Source organism: Agromyces seonyuensis (assembly GCF_009789225.1).
Classification (GTDB): domain Bacteria; phylum Actinomycetota; class Actinomycetes; order Actinomycetales; family Microbacteriaceae; genus Agromyces; species Agromyces seonyuensis.
Genome location: NZ_WSTA01000014.1, coordinates 27,042 through 39,838, shown reverse-complemented (window position 1 = coordinate 39,838; position 12,797 = coordinate 27,042). Strand labels below are relative to the sequence as shown.

Annotated in this window: 9 protein-coding genes; all 9 read right to left on the bottom strand. The window is 70.7% G+C overall.

The window, feature by feature from the left end; genetic code table 11:
- Positions 1–19 precede the first annotated feature (19 nt).
- Entirely contained in the window at positions 20–691 is a 672-nt protein-coding gene (locus tag GB864_RS04890; RefSeq protein WP_160423229.1) for a hypothetical protein, read from the bottom strand.
- Positions 688–1,488, bottom strand: a complete 801-nt coding sequence (locus tag GB864_RS04885) for a hypothetical protein (protein WP_160423228.1) — start codon at positions 1,486–1,488, stop codon at positions 688–690. The genes GB864_RS04890 and GB864_RS04885 overlap by 4 nt, the downstream gene beginning before the upstream one ends.
- Positions 1,485–2,603: a COG1470 family protein gene (locus GB864_RS04880; RefSeq protein WP_202106988.1), complete on the bottom strand. Its 1,119-nt coding sequence runs from the start codon at positions 2,601–2,603 to the stop codon at positions 1,485–1,487. The genes GB864_RS04885 and GB864_RS04880 overlap by 4 nt, the downstream gene beginning before the upstream one ends.
- Before the next feature lie 182 nt (positions 2,604–2,785).
- The gene (locus GB864_RS04875; RefSeq protein ID WP_160423227.1) at positions 2,786–4,405 is read right to left on the bottom strand and encodes an immunoglobulin domain-containing protein; all 1,620 of its coding nucleotides are present in this window, start codon (positions 4,403–4,405) and stop codon (positions 2,786–2,788) included.
- A gap of 32 nt (positions 4,406–4,437) precedes the next feature.
- A complete protein-coding gene (locus GB864_RS04870) occupies positions 4,438–5,589 on the bottom strand; it encodes a hypothetical protein (protein WP_160423226.1) in 1,152 nt (383 codons plus the stop codon).
- 55 nt (positions 5,590–5,644) lie between these two features.
- Positions 5,645–8,212: a hypothetical protein gene (locus tag GB864_RS04865; protein WP_160423225.1), complete on the bottom strand. Its 2,568-nt coding sequence runs from the start codon at positions 8,210–8,212 to the stop codon at positions 5,645–5,647.
- A 223-nt stretch (positions 8,213–8,435) separates the two neighbouring features.
- Entirely contained in the window at positions 8,436–10,058 is a 1,623-nt protein-coding gene (pstS, locus tag GB864_RS04860; protein ID WP_160423224.1) for a phosphate ABC transporter substrate-binding protein PstS, read from the bottom strand.
- Complete coding sequence (pstA, locus tag GB864_RS04855) at positions 10,055–11,584, bottom strand: phosphate ABC transporter permease PstA (RefSeq protein WP_160423223.1); 1,530 nt, start codon at positions 11,582–11,584, stop codon at positions 10,055–10,057. The genes pstS and pstA overlap by 4 nt, the downstream gene beginning before the upstream one ends.
- The gene (gene pstC, locus GB864_RS04850; protein WP_202106987.1) at positions 11,584–12,696 is read right to left on the bottom strand and encodes a phosphate ABC transporter permease subunit PstC; all 1,113 of its coding nucleotides are present in this window, start codon (positions 12,694–12,696) and stop codon (positions 11,584–11,586) included. Before pstC ends, pstA begins: the two co-directional genes overlap by 1 nt.
- Positions 12,697–12,797: the final 101 nt, after the last annotated feature.

Below are 12,797 nucleotides of genomic sequence, written 5' to 3'. Positions count from 1 at the left end.
TCGAGTTCGGTCGTCACGTTCACCCGCCGATCGGGTCGATCGTGAACGCGCCGGTGCCGGCCGTCACGTGGACGGTGCGGAAGTGCGCGGCGGTGACGGCGCCGTCCTGCGCGACGCAGGCGACGCCGGTGCTGAGGGTGCCGCCCGAGACGCGCACGTCTTCGTAGGCGCCGGCCGAACCGTCGCTCTGGTAGTCGAGGCTCGCGACGGGAAGCAGCACTTCGAGGCGGCCGGGCTCGGCGGGCTCCGGGTCGAAGCCCGACATGGAGTATGCCTTCCAGCCGGTGATGCCGGCGTGCTCGGAGCCCGGTTCGCTCACGAACGTCCACGCACCTGTCGACTCGGCGGGGCAGACGATCGGAGCGAGCTCGTCGGTGTCGCTCGCGGCCCAGTGCAGCACCTGGTCGAACGCGAACTCGGCTCCCGGCGCCTCGGCGAGCTGCTCGGTGTCGACGTTCCAGAGATGGACCGGCCCGTCGGACGGCCCGGCGACCGGGGTGCCGTCGGAGGTGACCGCGACGCCGATGCCGACGCCGACGGCCGTCGCGACGAGCACGGCGGCGCCGATGATGATCCCGACGCGGGTGCGCGACCTGCCGGATCGCGACAGGACCGAGGACTCGGCGGATGCCGGAGCCTTCTCGGTCGTCGGCGAGTCGGCGGAACGGGTTCGACCGGTGTCGGTCGTCATGCGGTGACTCCTTGCGGTTCGCGGATCGGCACGGCCGCCCGCCTGGCTCGAACGAATCGGGTGATCGCGATCGTCGCGGCGACGACCAGCGCGAGCAGGCCGAAGGCCCACGGGAACGTGAAGACGGAGGCCTCCCGAGTGACGGGGGTGAGTGTGGTGCCCTCGACCTGGTTCGGCGGCGTCACGGTGACGAACGCGTTCACGATCGGCCACTGGCCGACGCCGCTCGTCCGCAACCGGATCGTGCGCACCTCGTCGCCGGCGAGGCCGGCGATCTCGGCCGACGCCGTGTCGATGCGCGTGCCGAGCGGGGTCTCGGTCCAGGCGACGACCTCCGCGTCGAACGTCGTCTCCGACGCATTGCGCACCGTGAAGACGAGGTCGACGGAGCCGGCGAGCGGGTCGGTCGACGGCGTGTACTCCGCACCGAGCCCGCCGATGTAGAGCACGCCGCCGAGCGAGAGTTCATCGGCGGGCTGATCGCCCCCGGGGCTCGCGCCATCCGGGGTCGTGGTGCTGCCCGAACCGGTGGATGCTCCGGAGCCGGAGCCGCCCCCGCCGGTGCTCGATCCCACGCCGGTCGTTCCCGATGGCGCAGCGGTCGACGACGGGCTCGGCGATGGCGTGGCGGTGGGCGACGGCGTCGTCGGGTCGACGATCGTCACCGACACGTTCCCGGTGCCGGCCTCGTCATCGGCGCGCGCCCCCTCGAGCGGCTGGGCCCCCAGGAGTGCGATGAGCGCGATCGCGCCCATCGCCGCCGCAGCCCCGAGGCGGCGAGGAGATCGCTGGTTCACGGAGCGTTCGCCTTGCCAGCGTCGACGAGGTCGGCGTCGCGCTGGGCCTCGGCCTTGCGCGTCGCCTCCTGCTCCGTGTACTCCATCCAGGCCTGCGCACGCGCAGCATCCTGTCGACGACGCCAGCGCACGAACAGCAGGGCGAGCGCGACGAGCGCGAGGAGGATGAGCAGCGACCACGGGACCGCCCACGTGACGGTGTCGCGGTGGGTGAGTGCGACGGGCAGCAGCTGCGCCTCGGCGTCGGACGAATCGACGAACGGGTTCAAGCGCACGTACGGGTTCAGATAGAGCCACTGGCCGACGCCCTCGACCTCGTACTCGTACGTCGCCGAGTTGCCCGGCAGCAGCACCGGCACGGTGGCGCCCTGGTCGCTCGCGGCGGCGATGCCGAACCACGTGCGCACGCCGAGCGTGAGGTTGGCGGCGAGCGCGACGTTGCCGGCGTTGGTGACGGAGTAGCGCACCGTCACCGAGCCGGCGAACGGGTTCCACCAGTCGCCGTGGTGCGCGGCGTCCATACTCGTGACGGTCACGCTCGGCTGAAGCTCCCCCGAGACGCGCGCGTAGATCGAGGTCGCGACGCGGCGGTCGAGGCTGACCTGCGTGCCCTGCTCGACGACGGACGCGACGAGGCCGCCGATGTGGTCGCCCGGGGTCGCGTCGGCCGGGAAGGCGAGCGTGAAGGTGAGGAGTCGCACCTCGTCGGGCTCGAGCGAGAAGGTCACCCGATCGCCGCCGTCGGCGAAGGTCACCCACGTGCCGATCGACGTCGGCGTCTCCGCGGTCTCGAGCAGCGAGAACGCGCCGTCGGCGGCGTTGAACCCGTCGGTCGCGTAAACGGTGAACTCCTGCCGCTCGGAGCCCGTGTTGCCGACGAGCACCTGGTCGGTGACGCTCTGGCCGGGGTCGCCGGTGTAGCTGAAGCGCGTGCGGCTGTCGGGGAGGCCGTCGGCGCCGGCAGGACGCGTCGCGACGCCGACCGTGTTGTCGTCGTCGGCCGCCGTCGCCGGGAGCGCCGAGCCGAGCATCCCGGCGCCGGCGGCCAGGACGAGGGCGATCGCGCCGAGCGATCGGAGGACGCGAGTGCGCTTTCGGGCGGGAGGATTGAGCACGATGTATCTCCGCAGGAATGGGCGACGTACGCGCGTCGCCATCATGAACGACGCGTATGCGCGGCGTGTCGAACGGGCATCACGCGTCGGCCGGGTGGAACGCACCCGGTGGGAAGGCCGCGAACGGCCTCCCCACCGGGCGGTAGTGCAGTTGCGAGAAGCGCGGCGCGGAGCGCCTCAGCTCACTTGGTGGTGAGCGTGAGGGTCAGCGTCGAGTGGTACTCGCCGGCCTGCGCGGTGACCGGGGCCTTGAACGCCAGGGCGGCGTCGAAGAGCGCACCCGAGGGCAGCGTCGAGACCGGCGTGCTCTCCGCGATGTGGGCGCCCGAGCCGACGGTGATGCCGGCGATGGCGTTGTAGCCCGCGAAGAACTTCGGCGCGACGGTCAGGTTCGACGCGGCGATCGTGTCAGTCGTGCCGGCCTTGACGAAGTCGCCCCACGTGGCGTCCAGGTTCCAGCCCTTGAGCTCGTTGCGGTCGTCGATGACGGTGACCTTGCCGAGCGAGGCGGTCGCCGTGGCGTTGCGCGCGACGTTGCCGAAGTCGATGACGGACTCCGTCGCCTCGAGCGCCCAGAGGTCGCTCGCGGTGACGGTGGCGACGACGTCGGCGGTGTCGGTGAGGGGGTCGCCCGTGCCCGACAGCTTCGTGAAGGACGTCCACGAGGTGACCGTGAACGACGAGTCGCCCGCGAGGGTGAACGCGACGGTGTTGAGACCCGCCGGGAACTTCGCGAGGTCGTGGATGTCCACGACCACGTTGCCGTCGGCGTCGACGACGGCCTGGCCGAGGTTGGCGGGCTGGGCGGCGGCGCCGGCCCAGTTCCAGACCTGGACCGTCTGGGCCGCGGCGACACCGGCCGGGATCGTGACGGACTGGGCGCCCTTGGCCGGGTCGGCGATGTCGGACTCACCGGTGGTGGGCTTCGACGGGGCGACCGGGGCGACGGTCAGGGTCGCGGCGTCGGTGGTGACCGAGCCGAGGGTGTTGGTGAAGACGGCGCGGTACTGCGTGCCCGACTGGGCGAGCGTCGTGTTCGAGACCGTCAGCGACGCGTTGGTCGCGCCGGCGACGTCGGCCCAGCCGGAGCCGGCGTTCGACTGCCACTGCACCGACGGGACGGGCTTGCCGTCCGCCGCCGCGGTGAAGGTCGCCGAGGCGCCCGGGTTGACCGTGGCGCTCGCCGGCTGCGTCGTGATCGCCGGAGCGGAGTCCGGGACCTGGACCTCCGGGACGTCCCACGTGTAGGTCGCGAGGCTCGGGTTCGAGTTCGCCGTCACCTCGATGTAGGTGTAGTTCACCTCGACGACCGTGGTGGTGTCCTGGTGGATGTACGCCACACCGAGGGAGTACTTGCCACCGGCGATGGCCACCGCGGCGGCGCCCGACGGCGTGCCGAGTCCCGCGGTCGTGTTGCCGAAGCCGGAGACGTCGGGGATGAGGTTCGTCGCGGGGTTGCCCAGCGATGCGTAGGCGTTCCAGGCGTTGATGTTGCGCTCCTGGCCGCGCGGCGAGATGAACTGACGCATCTGGTCCGCGCCGGCCGGGCGGATCCACGGCGAGTCGTACTCCTCGTCACCGGGCGTCGGGGCCGCAGCCACCGCCGCACCCCAGAGGATCGACGTGCCCTCTGGGTAGAGGGAGCCGTCCTCGGGGCTGACGAGGTAGAGCGGCTTGTCGGAGCCGACAGTGGGTTCGACGGCGGTGGCCGCGTTGGCGGACATCGTCGGAGCGATGACGAGCACCGCAGCGGTGGCGGCGGCGAGGAGGCCGTTGCGGCCGCGCCGGATGAAGCTGTTCATTGTTGCGCTACTTCCCTTTCCGAATCGGTGGATCAGTTGTTCGCGGTGAATGCTGCGTCGACGGGCTGGGCGAAGCCGAACTTGAGCTTCACGGCCTTGGACGTGCCCGGGGCGTTCGAGGTGCCCCAGTAGGTGAGGCTGACCGTGGAGTTCGTGTTGACCAGGTCGGAGGTGCCCTGGTCGAACGACGCGCCGGGCGTGATCTTCGCCGTCGGCACGACGATGAAGACCGTGCGGCCCCAGTCGGCGCTGTTGTAGAACGTCGGGTTCGGCACGAGGTTCGGCGCCGAGCCCGTCGCCGGTGCGACGCCGTCGATCGAGCCGAGCGTGACGCCGGCCATCGTGTTGATGCGCGCGGCGCCGTTGACCTGGCCGACGTAGTTCGCCGCCGAGACCGGGACGATCTGGATCTCGTTCGCGCCGGCCGTGAGCTGCGCGCCGTCGTTCTCGGGGATCGAGTTGCTGCGGGTGTCGACGCCGGTGCCGATCGTCGTGACGCCGATCTTGGTGAGGAACGTCGTCCACGTGCCCGACGAGGACTGCAGGCCGAGCGGCTTGACGACGTAGTCGGTGCCGGGCACCGCGACCGGCGCGGCCGACGTCGATTGGTAGATCGACGTGAGCTCCGCCTTGGTGAGGCTCGCGACCCAGGCTGCCGCGGCCGCGGCGTCGCCGTCGCCGTCGGAGTCGGCGCCGACTTCGGAGATGAACGAGATGGCGTCCTGACCGAAGGGGACGTAGGTGAGCACGCCGCCGGAGACCGACGTGCCCTTCGACGAGGTGCGGGCGAAGTCGACCTGGCCGGCGACGTCGACGCCGTTGTAGACGGTGCTGCCGCTGTAGCCGATCGAACGGAGCAGCGACGTGCGGCCCGCGCCGGAACCGTTCGGACGGTCGAAGACCGGGCCGTAGGCCTTGGCCTGGATCTTGCCGACGCCGCCGGAGACGCCGAGCGTGAAGGCGTCCCACGAGCCGAGCGACTTGCCGGCGCCCTTGAGCTTGACCGACGATCCGGTGATCGTCGTGCCGTTTGCGAGCGCGCCGACGGCGTCCTGCAACGTGTCGGAGCCGACGATCGAGTAGCCGTCGGTGATCGGGTCCGCGTATGCAGGAGCAGCCGCGAACGCACCCACGAGGGCGACCGCAGTCGCCGCCCCGAGGGCGAGAACCTTCTTGGACTTCATTCCGTGACCTTTCGAAGCAAGTTCCGGACGACGACGCCGCCCGGCCCGAGCACGCCTAGCGGCGCACCCAAGTTCTGATGGGCCGGCGTCGCGCCACGATCAACGTGACGATCGCGCTGGCGGTGCCGGCGAGGAGGCTGATCGGGACGACGTAGCTCGTCGCCGTCGTCGGGTCGACCGGCGTCGTCGAGCCGTTCAGGGACGGGCTGACAGCGCCGCTCGCCACCGGCTGCTGCTCCGCTGCGCCGCCGCCGCCGACCGTCGGCGTGATGCCGTTCGAGCCCGATGAGGCGGTCGAGCCGCCGAGCGGCGAGCCCGAGGACGAAGTGCCGGTGTTCGTGCCGGTGCCCGTGCTCGGCTGCTGCGTCGAGACCGGACCCTTTTCGATCGCGTCGGCCGCCGCGTCGGCAGCCTGGGCCCATGCCGCCGGGATCGGTGCGTATCCCGCGGGAAGCCGGCCGGTCTCGACGCCGGGCGTCTGGCCGTCGGTGCCCGCGGCGTACCGGATGAACTTGGCGTACGCCGTGCGCAGCTCCGGGCCCGCACCATACGGGTTGGCCGCCGCGTAGACCGGCAGGGTGAGCGGATACGCCCCGCCGGCCGTCTGCGCGGTCGTCGATTCCGGATCGAACTCCAGCACCGTCGTCGACTCGCCGTTCGCCGTCATCGCTTCCGCCGCGGCGAGCATCGACCTGTTCGTCGGATCGACGAACTTGCCCGACGGGTTCTGCAGCGACGCCGTGACGACCTGGTAGCGGGCGGCGTCGGCGGTGCTGGTGAGCCCGAGCAGAGCCTGGTTGCCGGGAAGCATCCGGGCGCCCTTCGTGTACTTCGCGGGGAACGAGTAGGGGTCCCAGCCGCCGAGGAGGAGGCCGTCGCCGCGCAAGCTGAGATAGGCGACGGTGCCGAGGTCGTTCGCATACGGTCGCCAGGTGACGAGGTTGATGGGGCCCTGGTTCGCGGGCGTCGCCTCGACCGGGTCGGCCTTCGGGAAGTCGTCGCGGTCGAGGTCGAAGGCGTAGCCGCTGGGATTCTTCGCGGCGTCCGTCGAGTAGTACGGGTTCACGACCATGCCCCACGGGTCGGGCTCGCCCGCCATGAAGTCCCGCGCATCCTCGTCGGCGGCGATGTATGCCCAGACCGCCCGTGCCGCGTCGGAGCGGCCCTGCGGCACGATCACATCGGCGATCGCCGGCCCCGCGAGATCCTGCGCCGCCCACTCCACGTCGTTGACGGCGAGGAAGTCGGGGTCCTTCGTGATGGTGTCGAGGTTCGTGCCGTCGAGGTAGCTCGTGTCCGTGCCGTTCGGCAACGCCGAGAGGTACGAGTAGCTCAACAGCTTCGCCAAGAGGCGCGGCGTCAGGTTGACGGTCGTGAACGGTGATCGCGCCGCGTCCGTGTACGCATCCGGAAGCTCGAGGAACGGGTTCGGGCGTCGGTCGATCGCCACCGAGATCGTCACGCCGGTGAGGGCGATCGGTGCGTACTTCAGGGGATCGTCGCTGCCCTCGAGGTCCAGCGGATTGCTCGTCAGCGCGAGCGGCGCGTCGACGGTCGTCGCCGCCGCCGTGACGGCGTCCGATTCCGGCATGGTGAGGAGGGAGTAGACGGACCCGCCCTCCTGGTTGCAGACCGCCGGTTGCCACGAGTTGACGGCGAGCGCCGCGAGTTCGCTGCCGGCGAGCTGGCGTTCGGCCGCGCCGACCGGGCAGCGGCTGCCGACCGGTTCGAAGTCGAGCTCGACGGCCAGCGCGTGCTTCCAGGACTCGATGAAGAGACCGGACTGCGTGATGTTGGCGGCGCCGTTGTCGGAGACTCCGCGGGGCAGGATCACAAGCCAGCAGCTCGCCCCGGTGGTCACGCCGCCGCTCGTCGCGGCCTCGCCGCAGCCGAGCGCCGGAGCCTGCGAGGCGGTCTGCACCTCGAACGAGACCGAGCCCTTGCCGTCATTGCCCGAGCCGACCCACGGGATCTCGTTCGTCGTGTTGGCCGTGAAGTACGGGTTGATGTTGAGGTTGACGGTGCCGTCGATGGACTTGGCGCCGGTCGTCGGATCGGTCGTGACGCCGTCGACGCGCGAACCGTCGCGAGCGACGAACGGGATGCCGGTGTACGGCGGGAGGAACGACACGGCCGACGGCGCCGAGAACGCCTGATCCTCGGCCGGGATCGCGTCGAGCGACATGTTGCGGTAGGCGTCGCGCGTCGAACCGGGAGAGTTCGCGCCGCCGTACATGCACGTCGTGCGATCGGGTCGGCCCGGGTTCTGCTCGTCCTCGCCCCAGCACATGAAGATCTGGAGGAAGTTCGTGCCGCCGTTGCTGCCGGCGGTCGGCGCCGTCGACTTCTTGCCGCCCGTCCAGCTGACGCGGATGCCCTGCGCGACCAGGTCCTGGGTCTGCGACACCGTCACCGCGAGGTCGGGGAACGGGGCGTGCTCGAGGTCGTGGTCCTGCTCCGCGGCCGTGAGCGTCACGGCCGAGGAATCGGCGGCGTTGGCCGGCGCCGACTCCACGACGATGCCCGTCAGCGCGACCAGTCCGAAGACGAGCGCGCCGGTGAGCAGACCGACGGATCCGGAAGCGATCCAGGTCGGGCGTCGGGTTGAGCGTGCGAGCTGCACAGGGGTCCTCCATGAGGATTTCGGGCAGGTTTCCTGCCGGCCGGAAGTGAAGGTATGGGCGGTGCGTGGCCCGTGGATGAACGGATCCGCAACAAGGGGGGACCCCGTCGGAACACTCGGGGTCGCTGCAAAATCCCCGATCAGTGCAGTTTTCAGACGCGCGGGCAACGGCCGGGGGTCGCGAGGTCGCGACCCCCGGCCGGAAGCGTCGGCGAGGCGCCGGTCAGCTCGAGCCGCCGCCGCCGCGGCTGCGTCGCATCCGCGGCGAGACGAGCGGCGGGACGAGGATCGCCAGCGCGAACAGCACGACAGCGGCGAGCATCAGGTACTGCGGCGTCTCCCACTCGTCCTCGGGCAGGGTGAAGGGCGACGACACCGCGGAACCGACGACCGACGAACTTCCCGACACGAGATTGCCGTTCGCGTCGTAGATCGCCTCCGCGCCGGAGGCATCCGCCCCGCCGGTGTCGGCGGTCGCGTTGTCCGCCGATCCGCCGCCACCCGTCGCAGCGCCCTCCGTCGACGACCCGCCGTCGGCCGACGACCCACCGCCGCCGGTGCCGGTGACGGGCGTCTCGGTCAACGCGCCGGCCGTGCCGGTCGTGCACTGGTCCGGCCCTTTCTTGTCGCACGCGGCCGGCTGCGGCGCCGTCTTCGCGAGCTGGTTGTCGGCTTCGCTCTCGCCGGCCTTGAAGGTCGGGTTGTTGCACGCGTTGAAGTCGATGCCGCCCGTGTTCGCGCCCGGAATCCGCTTGATGACCTCCGACCCGGCGCGCACGAGGTTCATCGGCAGCGGCGAGTAGCCGAGCGCGGAGGCCTGCTGCTGGCCCTCGCAGAGGAAGTACGTCGCGAACGCGCCGAGGGTCTTTCCCTTCGCCTCGGTGAAGATGCTGCCGGCCGCGACCTCCGTCGGCACGATCATGTACGAGTAGCTCGAGAGCGGGTAGGTGCGCGGATCGGCGTTGTTGTAGACGCCGTCGAGGTTCTGCGTGAGGTCGGAGTTGATGCCCGCCTTGAGGAGCGCGACCGCGACGGAGTTCGCCGTCGGCTCGATGTAGTACCCGGCCGCGTTGAGCACTTTCGCGACGGGGAAGCCGGACTTCAGTGCGTACGAGTACTCGACGTAGGTGATCGCACCCTCGCCGTAGTCCTGGCTGACGTAGCCGGCGACGCCGAGCGAGCCGTTCTGCGCCTTCCCGTTCGCCGGCGTCGGGAACTGCGAGCGCATGCCCGCAGTCCACAGGCTCGGGTACTGCTTCGACATCCAGAGCGAGAACTGCGCGCTCGAGCCGGAGCCGTCGGAGCGCACGACCGGCACGATCGCCCGGTCGGGCATGGCGAGGCCCGGGTTGTCGGCCTGGATCGCCGGGTCGTTCCACTTCGAGATCGCGCCCGTGAACATCTTCGTGATGACGTCGCCCGACAGGCGCAGGTTCGTCACCCGCTTGCCGCCGATCTTGAGGTTGTACATGAACGACGTGCCGCCGGCGACGATGGGCATGTAGGCGTAGCCGGTGCGCGGCACCTCGGGCGCCGAGCCGTCCTCCGGCGCCGTCTGGAACGGGATCTCCGACACGGCGAAGTCGACGCTGCCGTCGATGAAGTCGCGTCGGCCCGCCGACGAGCCGGTGCCGGAGTAGTTGATCGTCATGCCGTAGTTGGCCTGCACGTTCTTGCGCCATTGGTCGAGCGCGTTCTGCGACCACGTCGAGCCCGTCCCCGCGATGTTCACGTACGACTCGGCACGGGCGAGGGATGCTCCCTGCTGCGACAACCCGGCCGCGAGCAGCAGCACGAGTGCGGAACCGGTCGCAGCGCGGACCAGTCGGCGGATTCGGATGGTCACGACGAGCGCTCCTCGGTCTGGGGGTCGGAATCGGAGTCGGGATCGGGGTCGGGGTCGGGGTCGACGGGGGTCTCGGGGTCTGCCCGGCCGGTCGTCAGCGAGTGCCGCAGCCGGCCCCAGTCGAGCCGCGGCGGGAGGATGCGCCGCCGAACCGGCGGGTCCGGCGCCCCTTCCGGGGCCGTCTCGGGCGAGGCATCCGCGACCGGCTTCGTCTCCCCTGGATCCGGCGCGACCGGAGCATCCTCGACCGGCGTCTCGACCGCGTACTCGATCGGGTGCGCCGCCGCCTCCCGCTGCATGTGGCGGAGCGTGATGCGCGAGGCATCCGCCGCGCTGCGCATGGCCGCCGAGCGCTGCTGGCGGCTGCTCAGCACGCCGGGCGCGCGACCGCCGATCGCCCGGGCGATGAGGAAGAGCAGCAGCACGAGCAGCACGAGGGTCGCCGCCGTGCCGAAACCCCGCGCGATCATGTTCGGCTCGGGCGATTTGACGAAGTCGAAGACCTGCAGCGGCAGGGAGATCATCGGCCCCTCGAAGGGGTTGAAGTTGAGCACCGCGGTGACGCCCGAGGTCAGCAGCACCGGGGACGTCTCGCCGATGCCGCGGGCCGTGCCGAGGATGACCGCCGTGACGAGGCCCGACCGAGCCGTCGGCAGCACGACGTGCCACACCGTGCGCCACCTGGTGGTGCCGAGCGCGTACGAGGCCTCGCGGAGGTTGCCGGGCACGAGCCGCAGCACGACGTCCGAGGCGCGGATGATGATCGGCAGCATCATGACGCTGATCGCGAGCGATGCGGCGAAGCCCGAGCGCTCGTGGGTGATGAACTGGATGACCGCGGCATAGACGAACAGGCCGGCGACGATCGACGGGAGCGCGGTCATCGCGTCCGAGATCGTGCGCACGAACCGCGCGAACTTCCCGCCGATCTCGTTCAGGAAGACCGCCGTCGCGATGCCGAGCGGGATCGTGATCGCGAGCGCGATCGAGATCTGGATGAGCGTGCCGACGATCGCGTGCAGGATGCCGCCCATGCTGAGCGGGTCGAGCGGCCCCGCGAGCTTCATCGTCTCGGTGAAGAAGTTCAGGTGCGCCAGCGCCGGGAGCCCGCGGAGCAGGGCGAACGCCACGACGAACACGAGCGCGAAGATCAGGATGACGCCCGCGCTGACGAGCAGGCAGGTCAGGATGCGGTCGGAGACCTCCTGCCGGTTGCCGCTCAACGAGACGAGCAGAGCGTAGATCAGGAGGAACCCGAGGAACGACACGACGATCCAGCCGACGTAGCCGGTCATCGGCGTCAGGAAGAAGAACAGCAGCGTCGACACCGCGATCGCCGCGGCGCCGGCGCCGAGCAGGTTGAAGCGGTCCGAGACGGTCGCACTGCGGACGAGGCGCTTCGGGCCGGTCTCGGTCGTCCCCGGGTCGGGCCGCCTCGTGCGGGGCCGCGTGCGGGGCTGCGTCGGTTCGGCCGGCTCGATGAGGAGCTCGTCCTCGCGGAGTTCCGTCTGCGTCTCGGTCGTCATCATGCCTCGCTCTGGGCGCCCGAGCGGCTGCGGGCCACGATCGAGGACGCGACGAAATTGATCACCAGGGTGATGAAGAAGAGCACGAGGCCCGCCGCCATGAGCGCCGAGAGGCCGAACTCGCTCGCCTCGCCGTAGCGCAGGGCGATGAGGGCGCTGACCGAGTTCGAGCCCGTCTTCAGCACCTGCCAGTTGATGACGAAGATCGGCGAGATGATCATGTAGACCGCGATGGTCTCGCCGAGCGCGCGGCCGAGCCCGAGCATCGTGCCGCCGATGATGCCGCCGCGGCCGAACGGCAGCACGACCGTCTGGATCATGCCCCAGCGCGTCGAACCGAGCGCGAGCGCGCCCTCCCGCTCGCCGATCGGCGCCTGCGAGAACGCCTCGCGCATGACCGACGTCTGCGTGGGCACGACCATGAGCGCGACCACGATGCCCGCGATGAACGCCGACGACGTGAACGCGCTCGCGTCCGTGAGCCGGACGCCGTCGGCGTCGGTGACGGCGAAGACGGGGATCCACCCGAAGTACTTCGAGATCCACTGCGAGACCGGGATCACGCTCTCCTGCAGGAAGAACACGCCCCACAGGCCGAAGACGACGCTCGGCACCGCGGCCATGAGGTCGACGAGCGTGATGAGGAACGACTTGAACCGGCCCGGAGCGACCTCCGAGATGAGCAGCGCCGTGCCGAGCGCGAGCGGCACCGCGACGCACATCGCGACGATCGCGATGGAGACGGTGCCGAACAGCACCGCCGCGATGCCGAAGTCCTGCGTCTCGGGCGACCACTCGGTGGTCGTGAAGAACGAGAGGCCCGCGACGGAGATCGCATCGGCCGCGTTGAACGAGAGGAACACGCCGACCGCGAGCATGATCGCGACCGTCGTGCCGCCCGCCGCGAACCCCGTGAGCCGGAACAGTCGGTCGGGACCCGACGGCCGCGAGCGCAGCGTCCGGGGCTCCGGGCGCGCTTCCGGGTCGCCGCCCGCGAGCGGCAGCACCTCGGTCGCGAGTTCGTCGCGGAGGCCGGGCGCGGTCAGCACGCGCTCGACGAGGAGCTCGGTCGTGGCGTCGCGCTCCGCTCCCTCGTCGCGGGGATCGGTCATTGCATCGGCCGATCGATCGGCAGGCGGATCATGTCACCTCGGTGGGTCTGGCGATGGGGTCCGGCGAGACCCCGGGAAACTTTCGGAGCGAACGGTGAACA

Excerpts from the sequence above, each read along its gene's own strand:
- GB864_RS04890 (WP_160423229.1), bottom strand. The coding sequence starts at position 691 with ATGACGACCGACACCGGTCGAACCCGTTCCGCCGACTCGCCGACGACC.
- GB864_RS04875 (WP_160423227.1), bottom strand. The coding sequence starts at position 4,405 with ATGAACAGCTTCATCCGGCGCGGCCGCAACGGCCTCCTCGCCGCCGCC.
- GB864_RS04870 (WP_160423226.1), bottom strand. The coding sequence starts at position 5,589 with ATGAAGTCCAAGAAGGTTCTCGCCCTCGGGGCGGCGACTGCGGTCGCC.
- pstA (WP_160423223.1), bottom strand. The coding sequence starts at position 11,584 with ATGACGACCGAGACGCAGACGGAACTCCGCGAGGACGAGCTCCTCATC.
- pstC (WP_202106987.1), bottom strand. The coding sequence starts at position 12,696 with ATGACCGATCCCCGCGACGAGGGAGCGGAGCGCGACGCCACGACCGAG.